Source organism: Gemmobacter fulvus (assembly GCF_018798885.1).
GTDB classification, from domain to species: Bacteria; Pseudomonadota; Alphaproteobacteria; order Rhodobacterales; family Rhodobacteraceae; genus Gemmobacter; species Gemmobacter fulvus.
On the sequence record NZ_CP076361.1, the window covers coordinates 2,587,348 to 2,613,327 of the forward strand.

The 25,980-nt window shown below is 65.0% G+C and carries 20 protein-coding genes; 12 read left to right on the plus strand and 8 right to left on the minus strand.

Annotated elements, in window-relative coordinates; all coding sequences use genetic code 11:
* The first annotated feature begins 1 nt into the window (after nt 1).
* Complete coding sequence (locus KM031_RS12600) at nt 2-1,948, plus strand: 3-hydroxyacyl-CoA dehydrogenase NAD-binding domain-containing protein (protein ID WP_215507379.1); 1,947 nt, start codon at nt 2-4, stop codon at nt 1,946-1,948.
* Here KM031_RS12600 and KM031_RS12605 read toward each other — a convergent pair.
* The 3 genes from KM031_RS12605 to KM031_RS12615 are packed head-to-tail and all read right to left on the minus strand — an operon-like array spanning nt 1,945 to nt 7,445.
* Entirely contained in the window at nt 1,945-2,454 is a 510-nt protein-coding gene (locus KM031_RS12605; protein WP_215507377.1) for a response regulator, read from the minus strand. The two genes, KM031_RS12600 and KM031_RS12605, sit on opposite strands and share 4 nt — an antisense overlap.
* Nucleotides 2,455-2,469: 15 nt before the next feature.
* Nucleotides 2,470-4,560, minus strand: coding sequence for a recombinase family protein (locus KM031_RS12610; protein ID WP_035714956.1), 2,091 nt, complete (start codon nt 4,558-4,560; stop codon nt 2,470-2,472).
* Nucleotides 4,560-7,445 carry a PAS domain-containing protein gene (locus KM031_RS12615; protein ID WP_260691943.1) on the minus strand — a complete coding sequence of 962 codons (2,886 nt, stop codon included), beginning with the start codon at nt 7,443-7,445 and terminating at the stop codon, nt 4,560-4,562. Before KM031_RS12615 ends, KM031_RS12610 begins: the two co-directional genes overlap by 1 nt.
* 45 nt (nt 7,446-7,490) lie before the next feature.
* Here KM031_RS12615 and KM031_RS12620 point away from each other — a divergent pair, with 45 nt between their 5' ends.
* From KM031_RS12620 to urtE, 6 genes are all read left to right on the plus strand, one after another.
* Nucleotides 7,491-7,703: a hypothetical protein gene (locus KM031_RS12620; protein WP_215505997.1), complete on the plus strand. Its 213-nt coding sequence runs from the start codon at nt 7,491-7,493 to the stop codon at nt 7,701-7,703.
* Nucleotides 7,704-7,854: 151 nt separating this feature from the next.
* Entirely contained in the window at nt 7,855-9,114 is a 1,260-nt protein-coding gene (gene urtA / locus KM031_RS12625) for an urea ABC transporter substrate-binding protein (RefSeq protein ID WP_246567154.1), read from the plus strand.
* An 81-nt stretch (nt 9,115-9,195) separates the two neighbouring features.
* Nucleotides 9,196-11,157 (plus strand): urea ABC transporter permease subunit UrtB, encoded by a 1,962-nt coding sequence (urtB, locus tag KM031_RS12630; RefSeq protein ID WP_215505999.1) that lies wholly within the window; start codon nt 9,196-9,198, stop codon nt 11,155-11,157.
* Between the two features lie 102 nt (nt 11,158-11,259).
* A complete protein-coding gene (gene urtC, locus KM031_RS12635; RefSeq protein WP_215506000.1) occupies nt 11,260-12,492 on the plus strand; it encodes an urea ABC transporter permease subunit UrtC in 1,233 nt (410 codons plus the stop codon).
* Nucleotides 12,489-13,229: an urea ABC transporter ATP-binding protein UrtD gene (gene urtD, locus KM031_RS12640; protein ID WP_215506001.1), complete on the plus strand. Its 741-nt coding sequence runs from the start codon at nt 12,489-12,491 to the stop codon at nt 13,227-13,229. The genes urtC and urtD overlap by 4 nt, the downstream gene beginning before the upstream one ends.
* A gap of 1 nt (nt 13,230) precedes the next feature.
* The gene (gene urtE / locus KM031_RS12645; RefSeq protein ID WP_215506002.1) at nt 13,231-13,926 is read left to right on the plus strand and encodes an urea ABC transporter ATP-binding subunit UrtE; all 696 of its coding nucleotides are present in this window, start codon (nt 13,231-13,233) and stop codon (nt 13,924-13,926) included.
* 6 nt (nt 13,927-13,932) lie between these two features.
* Here the strand turns inward: urtE and KM031_RS12650 are convergent, their stop codons facing one another.
* A complete protein-coding gene (locus KM031_RS12650) occupies nt 13,933-14,850 on the minus strand; it encodes a LysR family transcriptional regulator (RefSeq protein WP_215506003.1) in 918 nt (305 codons plus the stop codon).
* 103 nt (nt 14,851-14,953) lie between these two features.
* Here KM031_RS12650 and KM031_RS12655 point away from each other — a divergent pair, with 103 nt between their 5' ends.
* The 5 genes from KM031_RS12655 (at nt 14,954) to KM031_RS12675 (ending at nt 22,200) form a co-directional block, all read left to right on the plus strand.
* Nucleotides 14,954-16,162 (plus strand): acyl-CoA dehydrogenase, encoded by a 1,209-nt coding sequence (locus tag KM031_RS12655; RefSeq protein WP_215506004.1) that lies wholly within the window; start codon nt 14,954-14,956, stop codon nt 16,160-16,162.
* 83 nt (nt 16,163-16,245) lie between these two features.
* On the plus strand, nt 16,246-18,429 hold the full coding sequence (locus tag KM031_RS12660) for a thiamine pyrophosphate-dependent enzyme (RefSeq protein WP_215506005.1): 2,184 nt from the start codon (nt 16,246-16,248) through the stop codon (nt 18,427-18,429).
* Entirely contained in the window at nt 18,426-19,463 is a 1,038-nt protein-coding gene (locus tag KM031_RS12665; RefSeq protein WP_215506006.1) for an ACP S-malonyltransferase, read from the plus strand. Before KM031_RS12660 ends, KM031_RS12665 begins: the two co-directional genes overlap by 4 nt.
* Nucleotide 19,464: 1 nt before the next feature.
* Nucleotides 19,465-20,958, plus strand: a complete 1,494-nt coding sequence (gene amaB / locus KM031_RS12670; RefSeq protein ID WP_215506007.1) for an L-piperidine-6-carboxylate dehydrogenase — start codon at nt 19,465-19,467, stop codon at nt 20,956-20,958.
* Nucleotides 20,959-21,117: 159 nt separating this feature from the next.
* Nucleotides 21,118-22,200, plus strand: coding sequence for a saccharopine dehydrogenase C-terminal domain-containing protein (locus KM031_RS12675; RefSeq protein ID WP_215506008.1), 1,083 nt, complete (start codon nt 21,118-21,120; stop codon nt 22,198-22,200).
* A gap of 55 nt (nt 22,201-22,255) precedes the next feature.
* Here KM031_RS12675 and KM031_RS12680 read toward each other — a convergent pair whose 3' ends face one another.
* The 4 genes from KM031_RS12680 to KM031_RS12695 are packed head-to-tail and all read right to left on the minus strand — an operon-like array spanning nt 22,256 to nt 25,914.
* On the minus strand, nt 22,256-23,158 hold the full coding sequence (locus KM031_RS12680; RefSeq protein WP_215506009.1) for a peptidoglycan DD-metalloendopeptidase family protein: 903 nt from the start codon (nt 23,156-23,158) through the stop codon (nt 22,256-22,258).
* Between the two features lie 41 nt (nt 23,159-23,199).
* Nucleotides 23,200-23,796: a recombination mediator RecR gene (recR, locus tag KM031_RS12685; protein ID WP_215506010.1), complete on the minus strand. Its 597-nt coding sequence runs from the start codon at nt 23,794-23,796 to the stop codon at nt 23,200-23,202.
* On the minus strand, nt 23,797-24,141 hold the full coding sequence (locus KM031_RS12690) for a YbaB/EbfC family nucleoid-associated protein (RefSeq protein WP_215506011.1): 345 nt from the start codon (nt 24,139-24,141) through the stop codon (nt 23,797-23,799).
* Nucleotides 24,142-24,153: 12 nt separating this feature from the next.
* A complete protein-coding gene (locus KM031_RS12695; RefSeq protein ID WP_215506012.1) occupies nt 24,154-25,914 on the minus strand; it encodes a DNA polymerase III subunit gamma/tau in 1,761 nt (586 codons plus the stop codon).
* Between the last annotated feature and the right edge of the window lie 66 nt (nt 25,915-25,980).

Consider the following 25,980-nt stretch of genomic DNA (forward strand, 5'->3'; position numbering starts at 1 on the left):
AATGAGCCTTGTCAGCATCGCCCGCGAGGGCAGCATCGCCGTTGTCACCATCGACAACCCGCCGGTCAATGCCCTGGGGCAGGCGCTGCGCCAGCAGCTGTGGGATGCGGTGGCGGCGCTGGATGCCGACGCCGCCGTGCAAGCGGTGCTGCTGATCTGCGCCGGGCGCACCTTCATCGCCGGGGCCGATGTCAGCGAGTTCGGCAAGCCGCCGGTCGCGCCGCATCTGCCCGATGTGGTGGCCCGGATCGAGGCGGCGGCAAAGCCCTGGGTCGCAGCGATCCATGGTGCGGCGCTGGGTGGTGGGTTCGAGGTGGCGCTGGGCTGCCGGTTCCGTCTGGCACTGGACAGCGCCTCGGTCGGGTTGCCCGAAGTGGGGCTGGGCATTGTGCCGGGGGCGGGGGGCACGGTGCGCACCCCGCGTGTGGCGGGCGTGGCGGCCGCGGTCGATCTGGTGACGGGCGGCAAGCCGCTCCGCGCGGCCAAGGCGCAGGCGCTGGGCCTGATTGACGCGGTTGTCAGCGGGGATCTGCGGGCGGCGGCGATTGCCTTTGCGCAGGAGGCCATCGGCAAGCCCTTGCCGCTGCCCGCCTCGGCCCGCCCGGTTGTGGCCCCGGAGGCGGGGTTCTGGGACGACCAGCAGGCCGCCATCACCAAACGTGCCAAGGGCGAGGTGGCACCGCTGCACGCGCTGGCCTGCCTGCGCAAGGCGACCGAGGTGCCCTTTGCCGAGGCGATGGCCTTCGAGCGCGAAACCTTCCTTGCCCTGCGCGGCTCGGATCAGGCGGCTGCGCTGCGCCATGTGTTCTTTGCCGAACGCGCCGCGCCCCGGCCCGCCCATCTGGGCGCGGCGCAGCCCTTGCCGCTGCGCGCTGCTGCCGTGATCGGCGGTGGCACCATGGGGGCGGGGATAGCTGCCGCCTTGCGGGATGCGGGCCTGCCGGTGACGCTGATCGAGCGGGATGCAGCGGCGTTGGAGCGTGGCGTGACCAATCTGCGCGCCATTTTCGACGGCGCGGTGGCGCGGGGCCGCCTGACCGAGGCGCAGGCGGCAGAGCGTTTGGCGGGCGTTACCGCCTCGACCGATTATGCCAGCCTCGCCGGGGCGGATCTGGTGATCGAGGCGGTGTTTGAAGAGATCGGCGTGAAACGCGCCGTCTTTGCGCAGGTGGCAGCGGTTTGCAGGCCCGATGCGGTGCTGGCCACCAATACCTCTTATCTGGATCCGGCGGCGATTGCGCAAGGTGTGCCCAATCCGGCGCGGTTTATCGGGCTGCATTTCTTCAGCCCGGCCAATGTGATGAAACTGCTGGAAATCGTGCCCACACCCGACACGTCGCCCGACGTGCTGGCCACCGGCTTTGCGCTGGCCAAGACGCTGGGCAAGATCCCGGTGCAGGCGGGCATCTGCGAAGGCTTCATTGGCAACCGCATCCTGAAACGCTACCGTGCCGGCGCCGAGGCCTTGGTGCGGCGCGGCGTTGCCATCGCGGCGGTGGATGCCGCCATGCGCGGCTTCGGCTTTGCCATGGGGCCGTTCGAGGCGCAGGATCTGGGCGGGCTCGACATCGCCTTCCTGCAACGCGAGGCAGCACGGGCCACCGGGCAGGACGTGCCAGAGACATTGGGCGACCTGTTGGTGCGGGCGGGCCGCAAGGGGCAGAAAACCGGCGGTGGCTGGTATGATTATGCGCCGGGGCAGCGCAAGCCGCAGCCCTCTGCGACCGTGGCCGATCTGCTGGCCGATCAGATCCGCGCGGAAGGCCAGATGGATGGCCCGGCGATTGCCGAACATCTGGTGGCCGAAATGGCGGCAGAGGGGCAGGCGATTCTGGCCGAAGGCATCGCCCGCCAGCCCGCCGACATCGACCTTGTGGAGATCCATGGCTACGGCTTTCCGCGCTGGCGCGGCGGGCCGATGTTTCATGCCCAAAACCGCGCCGGTTAATCGGGAACAGGCCCCCCGGTCAGTGTCGGCAGGGGGGCATCCAGCACCGCGCGCAGCTTGCGCGCCAACTCGTCCCGGCGATAGGGTTTTGACAGCAGCTGCACCCCGTGATCGAGCCGACCGTGATGCACGATGGAGTTTTCGGTATAGCCCGAGGTGAACAGCACCCGCAGCGACGGATACTCTGCACAGGCCTTTTCGGCCAGAAGCCGGCCCGGCAGCTCTCCGGGCATCACCACATCGGTGAACAGCAGCGTCACATCCCCGGCGGCACGGATGGCCGCCAGCGCCTCGCTGCCATCGGCGGCCATGGTCACGCGGTAGCCAAGGCTTTCCACCAGCCGCTTCACATGATGGCGCAGCGCCGGATCATCCTCTGCCGCCACGATATGTTCGCCCGCGCCCATCGGCACGATACCACTGGCGGGCATCAGCACATCTGCGCGCTGCTGCGCGGCACTGCGCGGCAGATAGAGGCTGACCGTGGTGCCCCGATCACGTTTCATAATGCATCTCCTCCTTCAGAATCCGGGTAGGGTCATGGACCTGTCTGCAATCTTATCAAGCGCTTGCCTTGGCCTGCGCGCGGCTATTTCCTGCAAGCCTATCCGAACCGCCTCGGTTTCGAGCGCGGCCAGCGGTATTTTCCATGGGGCGGAATACAGGATCTGTGTCGCGGGGAGGATCTGCGCGCGGATCAGTTTGTGGACAGATGCCACGCAGACGCCGAGCCGCTTGGCGGCAGCATCGACGCTCACGGTCTTCTCCTCCTCGGCCTCGGGATCATAGGGTGGGATCGCGAGCCTGTCGCGCAATTCAGCCACGCGGACGGTCGTCCATGTCTCGTCATCCTCAGTGCGGCAGCGCATCCGGTTGAGGGTCACGGCAAGTTCCCTGTCTGGCCAGTGCCCGCCAAGTTTGCGCAAGATGTCGGCAGCAGTGCGCTTTGGCCCCGGTGGGAAGCGACCGGTTCGGCGCCGGGCCAGCCTGACCTCGGTGTGGCGCCCGCCGATCCAGTGAATGAGCAGAACGAAGGCGTTCTCCGCCTGATCGATGTCGATCACCACTTCCTCGATCAGCAGGCGCACCAGTCGCTGCCGCGCGCGGGCATCGGTCCCGGCGGCATTCCATGCCGAGGGCAGGTCGGTGGCGAGCCGCAAGAGGACATCAGGATCGACCCCGGGCCTCGCGATGAGTTCTGCGCCCAAAGCGGCAAGTTTTTGCTCGACCGAGGCCACCCGCTCCAGGGCTGCGTTCCACCGCGCCTCCAGCGTGCGCGCAACATGCCGTTTGGCGGGATCGACATGCTCATATCGCCGCTCGGCCAGTTCCGCGGCGTATCGTGCCTCATCAAGCTCCTTCTCGACAGCAAGCCGCACCACCTCCTGTGCCCGGGTGGCCTGCTGTCCCGCCAATAGGGCAGCCTGCACGGCGCGGCCGGAGACCGCTTCGAGCAGTTGGCCGGTCACGGCCGCATCGATGCCGCCCCCGCCCGCACCGATGCAGAGCCCAGCCCCGACATGGCTGTCATCGCCCCGACATTGGTAACGATGGGACAGGTCGGTCCCGGTCTTGTAAAAGACCCGCATCATCCGGCCGCACCTTGCGCAACGCGCCATGCCGCTCAGCAGCGCCTGTCCGCCGCGCCCGGATTTGCGGGCCGTTCGCTTTTGCATATGCGCGTTCTCCCCCAGCAGGACGCGGTTCTCCTCATAGGCCTGCCAGTCGATGTATCCTTCGTGATTGCTCTTGATCAGCACGCCCCACTCCTCGATCGCCCGGTGATGGCCGCTGGTCTTGCGCGCCTCGCCCTCGACCACCGCCATCCGATTACCGGTCCGGCCGAAGGCATAGGCACCAGCGTAGACCGGATTATGCAGCACCTGCATCACGCTGTGATAGGCAGGCTTGCGCCAAGCGATCTTGCGCAGGGCACCGTTGCGCAGGACCACTGGCAGATGGACATCGGCCGCGCGCAGCCACAGGAACACCTGGCGACCGCTGCCAAGCTCGCGGAACTTGGCGAAGATCAGGTGGATGGCCTGCCGGACCCGCTCATCAGGATCCATCTCAATCCTGTCGTCCTCGCTCCAGCAGAACCCAGGCGGCAAGGTAAAGCGGAGTTCTCCCCGCTTCGCCTTCGCATCGCGGGCCGCCAGCCCACGTTGCCGCAGAAGACTGAGTTCGTATTCCGACATGGTGCCCTTCAGCCCCAGCAGCAGTCGATCATTCATTTGACGCGGATCGTAGACCCCCTCCGGGTCAACGACCAAGGCCCCCGTCAAGGCGCAGAGGTCAATCAGATGATGCCAGTCCCGGCCATTACGGGAAAGCCGCGAGGCTTCGATGCAATAGACCGCCCCCACCGTCCCGGCACAGACTTCCGCGACCAGACGCTGGAAGCCCGGGCGGGCAATCAGACCAGAGCCGGAGCGTCCCAGATCCTCATCGATGACCCGGACCTCGGCGAAGCCGGTGTCGCGGGCGGCTTCGGCCAGCTGGTATTGCCGCTTCTGGCTTTCGAGATTCCCGAGCACCTGAGCCATCGTCGACTGGCGAACGTAGACGAGTGCGCTGCGGGCAAGGTGCTCAGCGGTGATCTTTGCGTGCATCATGACCTGCGCCCTCCGCAATCTTGCCCGCCGCCATCAGCAGCAGGTCTGCCAATGCCTCCAGGATCGCCGGTGTCGCGGGCGCGGCCGGGGGGCGGTTCGGGCTGTCGTTCAGGTCCAGGCAGAGCTGACTCGGCGTCGCTTGCTTTTGTTGCGAGAGGGGTCGGGGTCGGCAGGGCATGCGTATCCTCCTCGGGAATCGATCCCCCACAGGATGACGCAAGCTGACCGTGACGCATTAGATCGAGTGTCTGTGCAAGCGACCGCAAGGCTTCGAGAGCAACAACCGGCGGGCCGCTTTCCATGCGTGCGCAATAGGCGGCATCGCACATCCAGGGGGGCAAAGTCCGGAAGAACCCCTGCCGTTCCTCGACCAGCACAGAGTCCGATCCGTGCCTGCGTCCCCCATCGCGCGCGCGTAGAACCCGCCCGTAAAGAGGGTGCCAAGGATATTCGATCCGCAAATCACGCAGTTGGTATGTGGAATGAAAGCCGATCACCAGACCGGGTTCGGAATAGATGTTCACATGCCCGCCCGACTGGCTGACAAAGCCATGCACCATCGACAGGCCCAGCCCTGAGCCCTTGCCGACGGGTTTGGTGGTGAAAAACGGGTCAAACGCCCGGGCAATCACATCGGCGGGCATGCCGCTGCCGGTATCCGACAGGGCAAGCCGCAGAAATTCGCCTTCGCGCGCGCCGGGATTGGTGGCGGCGTAATCGGCATCAAGGCGCACGTTGGACACCTCGATCATCAATTGCCCGCCCTCTGGCATCGCATCGGCGGCATTGACGGCAAGGTTGAGTAGCGCCGTCTGCAACTGGGTCGGATCTGCCTCGATCAGCCACAGATCCGCATCGGCCAGCATCCGCAGCGAAATATAGGCGGGCAGGGTGCGCAGCAGCATCCGGTTCAGTTCGGCCAGCACATCGCGCGGATCCAGCGCCAGCGGCCGCAGCGGCTGTTTACGGGCAAAGGCCAGCAGGCTGCCGATCAGTTCGGCCCCGCGTTCGGCGGCGTGCATCACCGCTTCGGCCATGGCGCGGCTGTCGGGATCGTGGCTGCGATCGGCCAGCAATTCGGCATTGCCTAGCATCACGGTCAGCAGGTTGTTGAAATCATGCGCCACACCGCCGGTCAGCTTGCCGATGGCCTCGAGCTTCTGGGTCTGGTGCAGCTTTTCGGCGGTTTCCACCTGGTCGCTGACATCCTGCACTGATCCGATGACGCGCAGGGCCTCGCCATCTTCGTCGCGCAGCGCCACCGCCCGTTCGCGCACATGCGCATAGGTGCCGTTGCCCCGGCGCAGGCGGTATTCGGCGCGCCACTCATCGCGCCGCCCCGCGGCAAAGGCACGGAACTGCCGCTCCAGCAGCGCGGACTCGTCGGGGTGCACTGCCCGCAGCCAGGGCGTTGGGCGCTTGTGCGTGCCTGCCCAATCCAGCCCGAAGTTTTCCAGCGCGCCATCCGAAAAGGTCACGGTATCGGCGCGCAGATCCATCTCATAGATCATGTCTGCCGCCACATGCAGCACGGCGCGCAGGCGTTCCTTTTCTTCGTGCAGGCTGCTGACATCGACGATGGAGCCGACAATGCGCTGCACTGCCCCATCCGGGCCGCGCGCCGCGGCGGCCCGGTCGATCACATGGGCGATGCGGCCATCGCTGCGATGCACGCGATAGCTCGTTTCCCAACGATCCACGCCGTAGGCGAGGGCCGTGGCTTCGGCGGCGAGCATTCGGGGCAGATCGTCACGATGAATCGCCGCGCGCCAGCTGCCCGGCCCCTCGATCCCCAGCTTGGGGTCATAGCCGAACAGGCGTGCATAGCTGTCACTGCGCCAGGCTGTCCCATCGGCCGGGGACCAAGTGTAGATCACATCCTGCGACGCTTCTGCCGCCAGCCGGAACCGTTCCTGCCCATCACGCAGCGCCGTCACATCGACGATGGAGCCGACACTGCGCGCCAGCCGACCATCTGCATTTCTGAAAAACCGCGCACGATCAATGACATGCGCATAATGCCCATCGGCGCGCGCAAAGCGGTATTCCTCGGTCCAGGTTTCGGCCCCCGAGGCCAGAGCCGCAGCATGACTTCGGCGGATGCGGTCGCGGTCGGTGGGGTGGATCAACTGGAACCAGCGGTCCACCGTGGCAGCACCCCCATGCGGGTCGTGGCCATACTGGGTCTGCAAAGCCTCGCTCCACCAATGCGTGCCGGTGTCGAAGTCGAGGATGAAAATCACATCGGTCGAAGCCGAGGTCGCCAGACGAAAGCGGTCCTCCGCCTCGTGAATCGCACTGACGTCGATCATGGAGCCGATCATGCGACGGGGTGCGCCGGTGCTGTCGCGCAGCAGGAACCCCCGGTCGATCACATGGGCAATGCTGCCATCCGCGCGCAGAAACCGATATTCGGCCTGCCAGATGTTCGATCCGTCCGGCGGATCGTTTTCCGTCGCCTCTGACATGCGCGCCCGGTCGTCGGGGTGAATTCGATCCAGCCAGCGCTCCAGCCGTTCCGGGAAAACCGCCGGGTCATACCCGAAGGTTTCGGCAGTTTCGGCCTTCCACTGGAGGGTGCCGCTCTGGATATCCCAGTCAAACACCACATGCCCCGCCGCCCGCGCCGCCAGACGATAGCGGCTGTCCCAGCCGGACAGCGCCAGAATGGCCGGGGCGTTTCTGCCCTGCCATGGCAGATCCATCTCATGCGCCGTCCAATCCGGCTGTTCCGCGATCAGCCGGGCGATGGTGTCGCGGTCGGGCAATGCGTCACCCGACAGGAGGCGCGCTGAGGCATTGGCAAATATAGCACGCCCGGCGGCTTCATCCAGAAGCCAGACCGGCTGCGTGATTCCGTCCAGATACTCTGTCTCTGTCATTGCGCCGTGGCCTGCCCGTGTTTTTTGCCACTATGGCGCATCTTCGTGGCCGAATTGAAGCGGCAGGTTCGCCCGGCGATTGAAATAGATGTGCAGGTGTGTCCCGTCAGGGCAGGCGGCAAGGCCGGGATATGCCGTCCACTGCCCAAGTCTGCGCCGCATTGCAGCAAAATCGGTCAGAAAATGAGCATCCCCCGTCATCCGCCCAAGAAAATGGCGATGATCTTTGCTGCAATGCCGCATTTTCCGCTTTCGTAAAACGGTCGGCAGGCAACTGCCTCGCCGACGTGGGCGCCGGGCTCTGCGCCACGCCCGCCACGACGAAACACAGGACGGCCAGCCCGCCTTTGCCTGCGGGGACAATCCGGTCGCAAAACAGGGGTGAGAGATGAACGCAATCAAACATGCGATGCTCGGGGGGGCGATAGCGCTTTCTCTGGCGGGGACCGCGCAGGCCCAGGAGGAAACGATCAAGGTCGGCGTGCTGCATTCGCTGTCGGGCACGATGGCGATTTCGGAAACCACGCTGAAAGACACGATGCTGATGCTGATCGACGAGCAGAACGCCAAGGGCGGCCTGCTGGGCAAGAAGCTTGAGGCGGTTGTGGTCGATCCGGCCTCGGACTGGCCGCTGTTCGCGGAAAAGGCGCGCGAATTGCTGACCGTCTCGAAGGTCGATGTGATGTTCGGCTGCTGGACCTCGGTATCGCGCAAATCGGTGCTGCCGGTGATCGAAGAGCTGAACGGCCTGCTGTTCTACCCCGTGCAATACGAGGGCGAGGAATCGTCGAGGAACGTGTTCTACACGGGCGCTGCACCAAACCAGCAGGCGATCCCGGCGACCGATTATTTCCTGGATGAACTCGGCGTTCAGAAGTTCGCGCTGCTGGGCACGGATTACGTCTATCCGCGCACGACCAACAATATTCTTGAGGCTTATCTGATCTCCAAGGGCATCCCGAAAGAGGATATCTTCGTCAACTACACCCCGTTCGGCCATTCGGACTGGTCCAAGATCGTGGCCGATGTGGTGGCGCTGGGGGCAGATGGCAAGAAGGTCGGCGTGATCTCCACCATCAACGGCGATGCCAATATCGGCTTCTACAAGGAACTGGCGGCGGCGGGTGTGTCGGCGGACGAAATTCCGGTGGTGGCCTTCTCGGTCGGGGAAGAGGAACTCTCGGGCCTCGATACCTCTAACCTCGTCGGCCACCTTGCCGCGTGGAACTACTTCCAATCGGCAGATGTGCCGGTGAATGCCGAATTCATCACCAAATGGAAGGCCTTCGCCGGGGAAAAACGCGTGACCAATGACCCGATGGAGGCCACGGTGATCGGCTTCAACATGTGGGTCAAGGCGGTCGAGGCGGCAGGCAGCACCGAAGTCGACAAGGTGCGCGCGGCGATGTACGGGCTGGAAGTGCCGAACCTGACCGGCGGCACCGCCAAGATGCTACCGAACCACCATCTGACAAAGCCGGTGCTGATCGGCGAGATTCAGGCGGATGGCCAGTTTGACATCATCAGCCAGACGGAACCGGTGCCCGGCGATGCCTGGACCGATTTCCTGCCGGAATCCAAGGTGCTGGAGTCCGACTGGGCCGAACTGGATTGCGGCATGTACAATTCCAAAACCAAGACCTGCGTGCAGATCAAATCCAACTATTGATCGGGCCGGGGCTTGCGCCCCAACCGCATCCTGACGGGGCCACGCTGGCCCCGTCCCCTCCGCCGCGAACCGCAGGGACACATGCGCCACCTCATATCCGCCCTTTTCGCAGCCCTGCTCTGGGTGCTGCCGCAGCTTGGCGCCAGTGCGGCCTACGCCGAAGGCGCAGCCGCCGCGATCCTCGCCACCCACCGCGACCAGATCGTCAAGCCCTCGCGCCAGACCATCGGCCCGGTGATTGCCGAACTGGCCGCCTCGGGCGATCCCGCCGCCGCCCGGATCCTTGCCGCATGGGAGGCCAAGGGGCTGGGCCTGCGCAAGGCGGATGGCCGCTTCTTTTTCATCACGCCAACCGCGGAGGGCTATGCCCTGACCGCGCTGGATGGCAGCGAGGCCGGAAGTGCCGCGAAACCCGAGGTGACAGAGCTGAAACCCAATGCCGGCGTGCGCGGGCTGATTGCCACGGCGCTGGTGCAATTCACCCTGTCGGACCCCGATCCCGCCGCCCGCACCGCCGCCCTCACCTCCATCGCCCGCGATCCGGCCGCCGCGCATCTGGCCCCGCTGCGGGCCGCCATCGACAGTGAAACCGACCCGGCGCTGAAGGCGCAGAAACAGCGGCTGGAACGGCTGCTGACGCTGCAATACGGGGCGGATGCCGCCGAACGCGTCGCCGCGATCAACAGCTTCGGGGCCGATCTGGGGCTGGATCTGCGCGGCGCGCTGAACCCGCTGACCGCCACCACCCGCGCCGCCTTTGCTGGCGACCCGCCCGCAGGCAGCAATATCGCCCGCAGCCTGACCCCCGGCAAGGATCTGCCCGCAACCGAAGCCTATGACCTGCTGGTCGCGGCCAACCTCGCGCCCGCCCGGCTGACGCTGGAAGACCAGCGCGCGGCGCTGGCCGCCAATCTGGCCGATGGCGCGGTGGGCGGGGTGGCGCTGGCCGATCTGAACAGCCGCGCCGCGCGTGACCGCGCCTATACCGAGCTGGAACAGGCAGGAAGCGTGCCCACCGCCGCCACCGATGACGAGGTGGCCGCCGCCCTGCGCACGCATCGCTTCGTTGATGTCTATGCCGAACCGGATCCCGCCGTCACCACGGCGGCAGCAGCAGCCCTCTCGCGCATCGGCACCGTGGTCGGCGCGATGCAGGCCGCCGATCTGGCGCTCGATGCCATCTCGCTCGCCTCGATCTATTTCCTCGCCGCCATCGGCCTCGCCATCACCTTTGGCGTGATGCGGGTGATCAACATGGCGCATGGCGAATTCATCATGCTGGGCGCCTATACCGGCTATGTGGTGCAGCTTTTCGTGCCGAACTACACGCTGTCCATCGTGCTTGCCCTGCCGCTGGCCTTTGCCGTCACCTTCGCGGCAGGCGTGGCGATGGAGCGGCTGGTGATCCGCCATCTCTACAAACGCCCGCTGGAAACCCTGCTGGCCACCTTCGGCATCTCCATCGCGCTGCAACAGATCGCCAAGAACATCTTCGGCACACAGGCCCGCCCGCTCACCGCGCCGGGCTGGCTGGATGGCGCACTGGTGCTGAACGACGTTGTGTCCATCAGCTATATCCGCATCGCCATCTTCGTGCTGGCGATGCTGTTCCTCGGCTTTTTCCTCTGGTTGATGAAACGCACCCGGCTGGGGCTGGAGGTGCGCGCGGTGACGCAAAACCCCGGCATGGCCGCCAGCATGGGCATCAACCCCGACCGCATCAACATGCTGACCTTCGGCATCGGCTCGGGCATCGCGGGCATCGCGGGCGTGGCCATCGGCCTTTTCGCCAAGGTCACCTCCGAGCTCGGCTCCGACTATATCGTGCAAAGCTTCATGACCGTCGTGGTCGGCGGCGTCGGCAATATCTGGGGCACGCTGGCCGGGGCCTTCCTGATCGGCACGCTGCAAAAGGGCATTGAATGGCTGAACCCCTCCAACACGCTCGCCGCCCAGACCTACATGATCATCTTCATCATCATCTTCATCCAGTTCCGCCCGCGCGGCATCATCGCGCTCAAGGGCCGGGCCGCAGGGGATTAAAAGCATGACCTCCCGCGTTTCCTCCGCTTCGCCCCTTCATCTTGGCCCAAATATCCTGGGGGTCCGGGGGCAAGCCCCCGGTTCCACGACCGGAGACCCGCAATGACCCAGAGCTTTCTTGCCAGAAACCCCTCGGTGCTGATTTTCCTGACCTGCCTTGCGCTGTTCACCCTGATGGTGACGCTGCTGTCCGAGGCGACAGGCCTGTCGCTTCTGTCCACCTCAATGGTGAAAACGCTGGGCAAGACCCTCTGCCTCTGCCTGATCGCGCTGGCGATGGATCTGATCTGGGGGTATGCGGGCATCCTGTCGCTGGGCCATTTCGCGTTTTTCGCGCTGGGCGGTTACATGATCGGCATGTGGCTGATGTATGCGCGCACCGAAGAGATCGTGGTGGCGGCACTGGCGCAAAGCCCGCTGCCCGCCACGCCCGAAGAAATCCGTCAGGGTATCGCCACGCAGATTTTCGGAGTGGTAGGCGCTTCGGATTTTCCGCCGATCTGGGCCTTTGCCCATAGTTTGCCGCTGCAACTCCTGCTCACGCTGCTGGTGCCGGGGGCGCTGGCGCTGGTGTTCGGCTGGCTGGCCTTCCGCAGCCGCGTCACCGGGGTTTACCTCTCGATCCTGACGCAGGCGATGACGCTGGCCCTGGCGCTCTATCTTTTCCAGAACGATTCCGGGCTGCGCGGCAATAACGGCCTGTCGGGGTTGCAGAACATCCCCGGTCTGGGCGCGGTGCCGCAGGCGGATCTGTCGATCTGGTTCTTCTGGGCCTCGGCGCTGGCGCTCGGGCTGGGGTATCTGCTGCTGGCCTGGCTGGTTTCGGGCAAGTTCGGCTCTGTCACCCGTGCGATACGGGATGATGAACAGCGGGTGCGCTTTCTGGGCTATTCGGTCGAAGGCTACAAACTGTTCCTGTTCACGCTGACGGCGCTCATCGCGGCCATTGCGGGCGCGCTCTATTACCCGCAGGCGGGCATCATCAACCCGGCAGAGCTGGCCCCGATTGCCTCGATCTATCTGGCGGTCTGGGTCGCCATCGGCGGACGCGGGCGGCTGTATGGCGCGGTGATCGGCGCGGCGCTGGTCACCCTTCTGTCCAGCTGGTTCACCGGCGGGCGCATCCCCGATATTCCGCTGGGCTTTGCCACGTTGAAATGGGTGGACTGGTGGCTGGTGCTGCTGGGGCTTGGCTTTGTCTGTGTCACCCTGTTTGCCCCCAAAGGTGTCGGCGGGCTGTTCGACTGGCTGCAAGGCCTGCGCAGCCCGGACCGCAAGGGGGCGCCACTTGGCCCCGATGACAGTGCCTTTCAGGAACGGGAGGCACAGGAATGAGCGCGCTGCTTGAAGTTTCGGGCGTCTCGGTCAGCTTTGATGGTTTTCGCGCCATCAACAACCTGAGCTTTTCCATCGGTGCCGCCGAGTTACGCGCCATCATCGGCCCCAATGGCGCGGGCAAAACCACCTTCATGGATATTGTCACCGGCAAGACCCGCCCGGACGAGGGCACGGTGCGCTTTGGCGCGCGGCCGGTGTCGCTGCTGTCCTTGTCCGAGGCGCAGATCGCCCGCGCCGGGATCGGGCGCAAGTTCCAGCGCCCGACGGTGTTCGAGGATCAGACTGTGGCCGAAAACCTGACCATGGCGCTGAAAGCCGCGCGCGGCCCGTTCCGTGTGCTGTTCTGGAAGGAAACCCAGGCGGATCGGGACCGGGTGGCGGCTTTGGCCGCCGAGGTCGGGCTGGGGGATCAACTGGCCCGCAAATCCGGCGAGCTGAGCCATGGCCAGAAGCAATGGCTGGAAATCGGGATGCTGCTGGCGCAGGAGCCGCGCCTGCTGTTGGTGGATGAACCCGCCGCAGGCATGACACTGGCCGAACGCGAACACACCACCGCGCTGCTGGTCGACATGGCCAAGACTCGCGCCGTGGTGGTGGTGGAACATGACATGGAATTTGTGCGCCGCCTGAACTGCAAGGTGACGGTGCTGCACGAAGGCTCGGTGCTGGCCGAGGGATCCTTGGATCACGTCACCAGAAATCCTGACGTGATCGACGTTTATCTGGGGCGATGACATGCTGAAAACCGAAGGTCTCACCCTGCATTACGGCGGCTCGCAGATCCTGCACGGCATCTCGATGGAGGCGAAGGCGGGCGCTGTGACCTGCATCATGGGCACCAATGGTGTTGGCAAGACCTCGTTGCTGAAGGCGATGGCGGGCACCCATCCACGCTCGGCCGGGCGGCTCTGGCTCGACGGGCAGGAGGTGCCGAAATGCCCGCCGCAGGCCATGGCCAAACGTGGGCTGGCGGTGGTGCCGCAGGGGCGCATGATCTTTCCGCTGCTGACCGTGACGGAAAACCTGCAAACCGGCTTCAGCCTGCTGCCGAAAGCCGATCACAGGATCCCGGCCGAGATCTATGACCTGTTTCCGGTGCTGAAAGACATGGCGCATCGGCGTGGCGGCGATCTGTCGGGCGGGCAGCAACAGCAGCTTGCCATCGCGCGGGCAATGATCATGCGGCCCAAGGTCTTGTTGCTGGATGAACCCACCGAAGGCATCCAGCCCAATATCATCCAGCAGATCGGGCGGGTGATCAGCTATCTGAAGGGGCGGGGGGGTATGGCGATTGTGCTGGTCGAGCAGTATTTCGAATTCGCCTATGATCTTGCGGATCAGTTCTATGTGCTGAAACGCGGCGCGGTGGCGATGGAGGGCAGCAAGGCCGCCCTGACCAAGGACAGCCTGCGCGCCACCGTCTCTGTCTGACCGTGATTACCAGGCCAGCAATTCCTCGTCCATGCCGCCTGCCACCGCCGTCAGCAGCCAGTCGCGGAACGCGACCAGCGGCGGATAGGCCTCGCCGATGCCGGGCCAGACAAGGTAATAGCTGCCGGCGCTGGGCACTGGCCCGCCCCAGGCATCCACCAGCCGGCCATCGGCCAGTTCGGCCTTGGCCAGGAATTCGGGCAGCAGTGCAATGCCCATGCCATAGATGGCCGACTGGATCATCGGCGCGAACTGGTCGAACAGCATGCCCAGCGGCACCGAAGCGCTGACGCCATGATGCGCGAACCACCCCGCCCAGGCATTGGGCCGGGTTTCCAGTTGCAGCAGCGGCAGCCCTGCCAGATCGCCCGGCCCGCGCACCGGATGGCTGGCCAGAAAGCCGGGGGCGCAGCAGGCGACCATACGTTCATCGAACAGCTTGGCAAAGCCCGCCTCGGGCCAGGTCGGCTCGCCAAAATGGATCGCGGCGTCGAATCCCTCTTCCGCGAAATCGAAGGGGCGCAGACGGGTGCCAAGATTGATCGTCACCCCCGGGTGCTGGGCCAGAAACCGCGGCAGGCGCGGTGCCAGCCAGCGGGTGCCGAAGGTCGGCAGGATCGACAGCGCCAAAGTGCCCCCCCCGGTATTTGAACGCACCCGCATCGACGCCCGGCTGATCAGATCCATCGCCTTGGCCACATCGCGGCCATAGGCCAGCGCGTTTTCGGTGGGCACCAGCCGCCGCCCCTCGCGCCGGAACAGTTGCACGCCCAATTGCGCCTCAAGGTTCTGGATCAACCGGCTGACCGCGCCCTGGGTCAGGCTCAGATCCTGCGCTGCGGCCAGTGTGCTGCCGGTGCGCAGCACGGATTCAAACCCCATCAACAGGCTGATGGACGGAAGCAGGCGGCGCGGCGTGGCCATTCGTATTCCTTTTGAGCATAGAATAACGTCAATCTATCGTTATTCAGCGGCGAAACAATCCCCTATACACATATGCAACACAGCATCCGAAAGGCGCAACAGCATGGCACTGAAACCGAAAGACGCCCCCGATCTGGGCCGGTTCGATTGGGAAGACCCCTTCCGCATGGAAGACCAACTGACCGAGGAAGAGCGGATGCTGCGCGATGCGGCCCGTGCCTATGCGCAGGAAAAGCTGCAACCGCGCGTGACGGCGGCTTACCGCGAAGAAACCACCGACCCGGCGATCTTCCGTGAAATGGGCGAGATGGGTCTGCTGGGCGTCACCGTGCCCGAAGAATACGGCGGCATCGGCGCGTCCTACGTCGCCTACGGTCTGGTTGCCCGCGAAGTGGAACGGGTCGACAGCGGCTATCGCTCGATGATGTCGGTGCAATCCAGCCTCGTGATGTATCCGATCTACGCCTACGGCTCGGAAGAGCAGCGGATGAAATATCTGCCAAAGCTGGCCAGCGGCGAATATATCGGCTGTTTCGGGCTGACCGAACCCGATGCCGGCTCTGATCCGGCAGGCATGAAGACCGTCGCCCGCAAGACGGCGAATGGTTATGTGCTGAACGGCGCGAAGATGTGGATCTCCAACGCGCCGATTGCGGATGTGTTCGTGGTCTGGGCAAAATCCGAGGCACATGGCGGTAAAATTCGCGGTTTCGTGCTTGAAAAAGGCATGAAAGGTCTCTCGGCGCCGAAGATTGGTGGAAAGCTCTCCCTCCGCGCTTCGGTGACCGGCGAGATCGTGATGAAGGATGTCGAGGTCGGCGAGGACGCGCTGCTGCCGAATGTCGAAGGCCTGAAAGGCCCGTTCGGCTGCCTCAATCGCGCCCGTTATGGCATCAGCTGGGGTGTGCTGGGTGCCGCAGAGTTCTGCATGCACGCTGCCCGCCAATACGGTCTGGACCGCAAGCAGTTCAACCGGCCACTGGCCCAGACCCAGCTCTATCAGCTGAAGCTGGCCAATATGATGACCGACATCAGCCTTGGCCTGCAAGCCAGCCTGCGCGTTGGTCGCCTGCTGGACGAGGCAAATGCCGCGCCCGAGATGATCTCGATCGTGAAGCGCAACAATTGCGGCAAGGCGCTGGAAATCGCCCGCCATTCCCGTGACATGCACGGCGGGAACGGCATTCAGGAAGATTTCCAGATCATGCGCCATATGGTGAACCTTGAAACGGTCAACACCTATGAGGGCACGCATGACGTTCATGCGCTGATCCTCGGCCGTGCCATCACCGGCCTGCAAGCTTTCTTCTGATCCGGTTCAGCCCCCGCCGGGCGCCAGACGGCCCTGGCGGGGGATCGGATCAGATTGCACCACAGATAGGGAAAAGACCCGGCATGGATCGCGCCGACATCGTTCACGACAATTTCCTGCGTCGCGTTGCGGCGCGGGACTTCTCGCATGGCAACGCCCCTTCGGGGGCGCTTTCGTCGTTTCAGGCGGTGGAAATCTATCGCGCTGCCTGTCTGTCCCGCGCGCTTGACCGGCAGAGCCGGGTGATGCAGCGGGCCGGGCAGGGGTTCTATACCATCGGCTCCTCGGGGCATGAGGGGTTGGCGGCGGTCGCCGCTGCCCTGCGCCCGACCGACATGGCCTTTCTGCATTACCGCGACGCGGCCTTCCAGATCGCGCGCAGCCAGCAGGTGCCGGGGCAAAGCATCGCCTGGGACATGCTGTTGTCCTTTGCTGCCTCCAGCGAGGATCCGATTTCCGGCGGACGGCACAAGGTGCTGGGGTCAAAGGCGCTGAGCATCCCGCCGCAAACCTCGACCATCGCGTCGCATCTGCCGAAAGCGGTGGGGGCGGCCTATGCGGTGGGCGCAGCGCGGCGGCACCGCCCCGAACATGCCGAACTGCCCGAGGATGCGATTGTCTATTGCAGCTTTGGCGATGCCTCGGCCAACCACTCCACCGCGCAGGGGGCGTTCAACACTGCGCAATGGACCAGCTATCAGTCGATCCCGCTGCCTTTGCTGTTCTGCTGCGAGGATAATGGCATCGGCATTTCCACCAAGACGCCAAAGGGCTGGATCGGTGCCACCTTCAGTACGCGCCCCGGCCTGAAATACTTTGCCTGTGACGGGCTGGACATCTTTGATGCCTATGCGACGGCGCAAGAGGCGGCGCATTATGTGCGGACGCGGCGCAAGCCCGCCTTCCTGCATATCCGCACCATCCGCCTGTATGGCCATGCCGGGGCCGATATGCCCACCACCTATCTGCCGCGCGAAGAGGTGGAGGCCGAAGAGGCGCAAGACCCGCTGCTGCATATGGTGCGGCAAATGGCAGAATCGGGGGCGATGACGCCCGAAGCGGCGCTGGCCGTCTATACCGACACCAATGCGCGTGTGGCCCGCATCGCCGGGCAGGCCGTCACTCGTCCGCGCCTGACCACGGCAGAAGGCGTCATGGCCTCGATCATTCCGCCCAAACGCGCCTGCCGCGCCACCAACGGACCCAGCGCCGAGGCCCGCGAGGCGGTGTTCGGCAGTGACATGAAGCAGATGAACGATCCGCAGATCATGTCGCGCATCATCAACTGGGCGCTGACCGATCTGATGCTGGATCACCGCGAAATCGTGATGATGGGCGAGGATGTGGGCCGCAAGGGCGGCGTCTATGGCGTGACGCAGAAGCTTCACACCCGCTTTGGCCCCGACCGGATGATCGACACGCTGCTGGATGAACAGTCGATTCTGGGCCTTGCCATCGGCATGGCGCAGAACGGCTTTGTGCCGATGCCCGAGATCCAGTTCCTTGCCTATCTGCACAATGCCGAGGATCAGCTGCGCGGCGAGGCGGCGACGCTGCCCTTCTTCTCCAATGGCCAATATACCAACCCGATGGTGCTGCGTATTGCGGGACTGGGGTATCAGAAGGGCTTTGGCGGGCATTTCCACAATGACAATTCGGTGGCGGTGCTGCGCGACATTCCGGGGCTGATCCTTGCCTGCCCGTCGAACGGGGCCGATGCCGCGCGGATGCTGCGTGAATGCGTGCGGCTGGCGCGTGAGGAGCAGCGGCTGGTGGTGTTCCTGGAACCCATTGCGCTCTATCCGATGCGCGATCTGCATGGCGACAAGGATGGCGGCTGGATGACCCGCTATCCCGACCGCAGCGAGGTGATCCCTTATGGCGAGGTGGGTGTGCAGGGCGCGGGCGATGATCTGGCGATTGTCACCTTCGGCAATGGCACCTATCTGAGCCATCAGGCCGAGCCGCTGCTGCGCGAGGCGGGTATCAAGACCCGCATCATCGACACGCGCTGGCTGTCGCCCTTGCCGAAGGCGGCGCTGACCGCAGCGGTGCAGGGGGCCAAGCGCATCCTGATCGTCGATGAAACCCGCCACACCGGCGGTCTGGCCGAGGCCTTCATGGCGCATTTCCATGAGGCCTGTCCGGGCGTCAAACTCGCCCGCATCACCGCCGAGGACAGCTTTATTGCCACCGGCCCGGCCTATGCCGCCACCATGCCCTCGCGGGACAGCATCGTGGCCGCCGCCAAGGAGATGATGCAATGACCGCCAAGAAAACCGCCGTTGTCATCTGCCCCGGCCGGGGCACCTATACCAAGACCGAACTCGGCTATCTGAAACGGCATTTCAAGGATGCCGCTCTGATGGCCGATTTCGACACCCGCCGCGCCAGTGCCGGGCAGGAAACGCTGACCGCGCTGGACGGGGCCGCCACCTATTCGGTGTCGAAACACACGCGCGGCGACAATGCCAGCGCTCTGATCTATGCCAGCACGCTCGCGGATTTCCGCGCCCTCGACGGGGTGGAGGTGGTGGCCGTCACCGGCAATTCGATGGGCTGGTATTCGGCGCTGGCCTGCGCCGGGGCCTTGACCGCCGAAGCCGGGTTCGAGGTGGTCAATACCATGGGCACCTTGATGCAGGAGCGGTTGATTGGCGGGCAGCTGATCTATCCGTTCGTGGATGAAAACTGGCAGCCAAACCCCGCGCACAAGGCCGAGCTTCTGGCGCTGGTGGCACGGATCGACGCGCCGGGCCAGCGGCTCGCCCTGTCGATCGACCTTGGCGGGATGCTGGTTCTGGCGGGCGACGAGGCCGGTCTGAAAGCCTTCGAGGCCGCCGTTCCGGTTGTGCAGGGGCGGTTTCCGATGCGGCTGGCCAATCATGCGGCCTTCCATACCGCCTTGCAGGCCCCGGTGGCCGAGGCGGGCCGGGCGCGGCTGTCGCCCGCGCTGTTTGGCCAGCCCGATCTGCCGTTGATCGACGGGCGTGGCCATATCTGGTGGCCCGGAGCAGTGGATACCCACAAGCTGTGGGATTACACGCTGGATCATCAGGTGGTGCAATCTTATGATTTCACCAAGGCCATCACCCATGCCGCACGCGAATTCGCGCCGGATCTGTTCATCATCACCGGCCCCGGCACCACGCTGGGCGGGGCCGTTGCGCAATCGCTGATCCTTGCGGATTGGCGGGGGATGCGCTCCAAGACCGATTTCCAGAACAACCAGAACGCGGCCCCGCTGCTGGTCTCCATGGGTATGGATGACCAGCGCCGCACCGTCACCAAGGGAGACTGACATGACTCACGCCGACATTCTCAAGGCCGCTGGCCTGACCGCCGCCGAACTGACCGGCGGCACGCTTGCCGTGCGTTCGCCCATCGACGGCGCGCTGCTGGCCGATGTGCATGAAACGCCCGCCGCCGACATGCCCGCCATCATCGCCAAATCGCAGGCGGCGTTCAAAACTTGGCGCACGGTTCCGGCTCCGCGTCGCGGCGAGCTTGTGCGCCTGCTGGGCGAAGAGCTGCGCGCCGCCAAGGCCGAACTTGGCGCGCTGGTGACGCTGGAGGCGGGCAAGATCACCTCCGAAGGGCTTGGCGAAGTGCAGGAGATGATCGACATCTGCGACTTCGCCGTGGGCCTGTCGCGGCAGATCTATGGCCTGACCATCGCCTCGGAGCGCCCCGGCCACCGGATGATGGAAACCTGGCACCCGATGGGGCCCTGCGGCGTGATCAGCGCCTTCAACTTCCCGGTTGCGGTCTGGTCGTGGAACGCGGCGCTGGCGCTGGTCTGCGGTGATCCGGTGATCTGGAAACCGTCGGAAAAAACCCCGCTGACCGCGATTGCCTCGATGAAGATCATGGACCGCGCGCTGGCCCGCTTTGGCGATGCGCCGGACGGGCTGTGCCAGCTGGTGATCGGCGGCCCGGCCGTGGGCGAGGCGCTGGTCGCCTCCAAGGATGTGCCGATCCTGTCGGCCACCGGCTCCACCCGGATGGGCAGCATCGTCGGCCCGAAGGTCGCCGCCCGCTGGGGCCGCCCGATTCTGGAACTCGGCGGCAACAATGCGATGATCGTGGCCCCCTCGGCCGATCTGGATATGGCGGTGCGCGCCATCGTGTTTTCGGCGGTCGGCACCGCCGGGCAGCGCTGCACCTCGCTGCGCCGTCTGATCGCGCATAATTCGATCCGCGCCGATCTGGTGGCCAAGCTGGCCAAGGCCTATGCCTCGCTGCCGATCGGGGATCCGCGCAAGGCGGGCACGCTGATCGGGCCGCTGGTCGATCAGGGTGCACGCGACCGGATGCTGGCGCAGCTTGACAAGGCCCGCGCCGAAGGCGGCGTCGTGCATGGCGGTGCCGCGATCGAAGGCGTGGCGGGCGGGGCCTATGTCACCCCGGCGCTGGTCGAGATGCCGGAACAGACCGAGACGGTGCGCGAAGAAACCTTCGCCCCGATCCTCTATGTTCTGGGCTATGACACGTTTGACGAGGCCGTGGCGATCCAGAATGATGTTCCGCAGGGCCTGTCGTCCTGCATCTTCACGCTGAACCTGCGCGAAGCCGAGGCCTTCCTGTCGGCTGCGGGATCGGATTGCGGGATTGCAAACGTCAATATCGGCCCCTCGGGGGCCGAGATCGGCGGAGCCTTCGGCGGCGAGAAGGAAACCGGCGGCGGGCGCGAAAGCGGCTCGGATGCGTGGAAGGGCTATATGCGCCGCCAGACCAATACGATCAACTATTCCGCCCAACTGCCTCTGGCACAGGGCGTGAAGTTCGACTTCTGATCAGAACCGGAAGTGGCGGGCAATTTGCCCGCCACTTCGTCAATATGACGAGAAATCGCTACATTACCGCAGGAATAACCAGAGAAATCGCCATCTCTGCAAGCGACACTCCTCTTCGACAGACAGCCCGGACCGGGCAGGACGAAGAAGGAAAACGCCATGTCATTCAACAAGATCGCAGTTCTGGGCCTGGGCAAGGTGGGCCATCTGGCAGCGGAACTGCTGGCCGAAAGCGGCTTTACCGTCACCGGCATTGATGCCCGCCCGGTTACAGATGCGCCCTTTGCCACCAAAGTGGTCGATCTGACCGATACCGCAGGGCTGGCCGAGGTGTTGAAAGGCCAGGAGGCAGTGCTGTCCTGCCTGCCCTATCACCTGAATATCGGAGTCTCGACCGTGGCGCATGGGCTGGGCCTGCATTACTTCGATCTGACCGAAGATGTGCCCACCACCAAACATATCCGCGAACTGGCCAAGACCTCCAAAGGGCTGATGGCGCCGCAATGCGGTCTCGCGCCCGGTTTCGTCGGCATCGTCGCCGCCGATCTGGCAAACCAGTTTGACAGCGTGCGGTCGATCAAGCTGCGCGTCGGCGCGCTGCCGCAGAACCCGACGGGCCTGCTGGGCTATGCGTTCAACTGGTCGCCCGAAGGCGTGGTGAACGAATATCTGAACGATTGCGAGGTGATCGAAGAAGGCGTGCTGAAAACCGTCTCGGCGATGGAATGGACCGAAGCCATCTATATCGACGGTATGCAGCTTGAGGCCTTCACCACTTCGGGCGGACTTGGCACCATGTGCGAAACCTATTTGGGCAAGATCGAGAACCTCGATTACAAGACCATGCGATATCCGGGCCATGTGCAGCTGATGAACTTCTTCTTCCACGAGCTGTTGATGCGCGAAAACCGAGCCGAGGCCGGGCGCATCCTGACCAACGCGAAACCGCCGGTGGATGAGGATGTGGTCTATGTCCACGTCGCCGCCGAGGGCAAGACCGGCGGGCAATTGCGCCGCAAGGAATTCGTGCGCAGCTATTACCCGATTGAAATCGGTGGCAAATCCCGCACGGCAATTGCCTGGACCACCTCGGCCTCGGTCGTGGGCGTGATCGAGATGGTGCGGGCCGGGGCCCTGCCGCAGCAGGGCTTCCTCAAGCAGGAGGACATTCCGCTGAAACCCTATCTGGAAACCCGCACCGGCAATTACTATCAGATCGGCCACCGCGCGCGGCACGCCTGACCCTTCATCTTGGTGCAAATATCCTGGGGGTCCGGGGGGGAAACCCCCGGGCCTTTCAGCCGAAAGCGCCGTCTGGCAGGCGCAGGATCAGGTTCGGATCTGGGCAGATCTGTTGCCAGATGTCCCACAGGCTTTCATGGCCGACGCCAAAGAAATTGCCGTTTGTCTGCTGCAACATATCCGACATGATCTGAAAATGCAGATGCGGCGCCCAGCCGCCGTTTTCCGGCCAGTCGCCCAGATGGGCAATCACCTGTCCCGGCGCGACCGTATCCCCCAGCGCGCACAGCCGGGGCAGGCTGGCCCCGAGATGGCCATAGAGGGTCCAGAACGGTGCCGCCTCTGCCCGGTGTTCGAGGATGAGCGTGTGGCCGTAATCCAGCGGATCGGCGTTATAGGTGACATGGGCCACTCGGCCGGGCAGGGGGGCGCTGACCGGGGTGCCTGCCGGGGCAAAGACATCAATGCCCTGATGGATCATCCGCCGCTCGGGGCTGGCACTGTCGGCGAATTGTGCAGCGCGGTAGACGCTGCGCTTTTCGCCATAGGGGCCGAGGCCGTAATCCGCGCCCTGGGCCGCGAACCACGTATCAAAGGCCGGATCGGAATAGGCGGGCATGTCGGGCATCTGCGCAGTCAGCAGTGGCATGTGGCGGCTGTCGGCAATGGCCGGGGAAAACATCGGGGCCACGTCGGCCTGTGCCAGATAGCGGCGCAGGGCCACGGCGTTGCGGGTGGCGGGCCAGCCCGCCCCGGCTCGCAGGATGCAGACCAGCAGCGCCTGATCCACGGCACGCAGCCGCGCCGCCTCGGGCGCATCGCCCAGATCGGCCAGAATCGCGGGCAGCAGCGTGTCGGCCTCCGCCTCGCTCAGCCCGGCGCTGGCAGCGCGCAGCGCGCCATAGAGATTGTCCTGCCCGCGCAGCTGCGCCGCGATCCGGCTTGCCTTGGTGATCACATCTGCCTCCCTATGGTGCGGTCCGCCCGAACCGGGACGGTTCAGAACCGCTTTCTGGCCCGGAGCGCCGCCCCGATCGTGCCATCGTCGAGATAGTCCAACTCGCCGCCCACCGGCACGCCCTGTGCCAGCGATGTGACCTGCACGCCGCTGCCTTCCAGCACATCCGCGATGTAATGCGCGGTGGTCTGGCCATCGACGGTGAGATTGAGCGCAAGGATCACCTCGCGCAGCCCCTCTTCGGCCACACGGGCGACCAGGCGTGGAATGCGCAGATCCTCTGGCCCCACGGCATCCAGCGCCGACAGGGTGCCGCCCAGCACATGATAGCGGCCCTTGAACGCGCCGGTCCGCTCCATCGCCCAAAGATCGGCCACATCCTCCACCACGCAGATCTCGCCGGTGGCGCGGCGGTCATCGGCGCAGATCGGGCAGATGTCGGTGGTGCCGATATTGCCGCAGCGTGTGCAATCCTTGGCGGTCAGCGCCACATGCGCCATGGCCTGTGCCAGCGGTGCCATCAGCGGCCCGCGTTTCTTGAGCAGCATCAGCACCGCCCGCCGGGCCGAGCGTGGCCCGAGGCCGGGCAGCCGGGCCATCAGATCAATCAGATCCTCGATATCGCGCGCGTGGCCCATTCAGAACGGCAGTTTGAAATCCGCAGGCAGGCCCAGACCTTCGGTCAGCCGGGCCAGTTCCTGCTGGCTGCGCGTGGCGGCTTTGGCCTGCGCATCTTTCAGGGCGGCGATGATCAGATCCTCGATCACTTCCTTTTCCGACGGGATCAGGATCGATGGGTCGATATCCAGCCCGGTCACTTCGCCCTTGGCCGTGCAGCGTGCCTTCACCAGACCCGCGCCGCTTTCGCCAATCACCACGATCTGCGCCAGATCTTCCTGCATCTGCGCCATCTTGACCTGCATGTCCTGCGCGGTCTTCATCATCTTGGCCATATCGCCAAGCCCGCCTAAGCCTTTGAGCATGTTCTGTTCCTCTTAGCTGTCTTCGAAGGGATCCCACTCGTCCTCGACCTCGGGCAGGGCCTGCACGGCGGCTTCCTGCAGCATGGCCTCGGGGGTGCGGATCTCGGTGATCTTCGCGCTGGGAAAGGCCGCGAGAACGGCCTGCACCAGCGGGTTTTGCAAGGCTTCGGCCTCGGCAGCCAGACGCTCGCTGTCGCGGCTTTCGGCAATGGTCGGCGCGCCGCCGCTGCCGACGACCGAAACGCCCCAGCGCGCGCCGGTCCAGTTCTGCAACCGCGCCGCCAGCGTCGCTGCCAGATCAGAGGGTGCATCGGGCGTGGGTTCAAACTCGATCCGGCCTGGGCTGTAGCGGGCAAGGCGCAGACAGGCCTCGACCGAGAACAGCAGTGTCATGTCGCGCTTTTCACGAATGAGATCAATCACATGATCAAAGGTCGCGTAAAGCGCCAGCCCACCCTCGGCGAGGGCGAGCGCTGTGGCGGCCCCGCTCATCGTGGCGCCCATCACCGGGCTGCGCGCCGGGGCCATCAGCCGGGCTGCGGCGTGAACCATGCCTCCGCCCCCACCTGCCGGGGCACCGCCGCCGCCGCCCGGATGCACCGGCGGCGGGCCGGATTGCAGGCGGCGCACCAGCGCCTCGGGGTCGGGCAGATCGGCCACATGGGTCAGGCGGATCACCGCCATTTCGGCGGCCATCATCGCATTGGGGGCCAGCGCCACCTCTTCGATGGCTTTCAGCAGCATCTGCCACATGCGGGTCAGCACCCGCATCGGCAGGCGCTGTGCCATATCAAGGCCACGCGCGCGTTCATCGGGCGGCGTGGTCGGATCTTCCGCCGCTTCGGGCGTGATCTTGATGACCGAAATCCAATGCGTGATCTCGGCCAGATCGCGCAGCACCGCCATCGGGTCGGCCCCGTCGGAATATTGCGCCGACAGTTCCGCAAGCGCTTCGGCAGCAGCCCCCCGCATCACCATGTCGAACAGATCGAGCGTGCGGCCGCGATCCGCCAGACCGAGCATTGCGCGGACCTGCATCGCCGTGGTTTCGCCCGCCCCATGCGCAATCGCCTGATCCATCAGGCTCATCGCATCGCGGACCGAGCCTTCGGCGGCCCGTGTGATCAGCGCCAGCGCATCCTGCGCCAGACTTGCGCCCTCCAGCCCGGCAACGCGGGCAAGGTGGCTCATCATCACCTCGGGTTCGATCCGCTTCAGATCAAAGCGCTGGCAGCGCGACAGGACCGTCACCGGCACCTTGCGGATTTCGGTGGTGGCAAAGATGAATTTCACATGGGCGGGCGGTTCTTCGAGCGTCTTCAGCAGCGCGTTGAAGGCGCTGGTCGACAGCATGTGAACTTCGTCGATGATATAGATCTTGTAGCGGGCCGAGGCGGCGCGATAGTGAACGGATTCAATGATTTCGCGGATGTCACCCACGCCTGTGCGCGATGCGGCATCCATCTCCATCACATCGACGTGGCGGCCTTCGGCAATGGATTTGCACTGGTCGCACAGGCCGCAGGGTTCGGTGGTCGGGCTGCCCTGACCATCGGGGCCGATGCAGTTCAGCCCCTTGGCAATGATGCGCGCCGTGGTGGTCTTGCCCACCCCGCGCACCCCGGTCATCACGAAGGCATGGGCGATGCGGTCGGCGGCGAAGGCGTTCTTCAACGTGCGCACCATGGCCTCTTGTCCGATCAGATCGGCAAAAGTCTGGGGGCGGTATTTGCGGGCAAGAACCTGATAGCCTTGCTCGGGGGTGTCGGACATGCGCGCCTCGCGGGATTCTGAAGCCCTAACCTAAGGTGCCGGGCTGTCCCCGTCCACCCGCGCTTG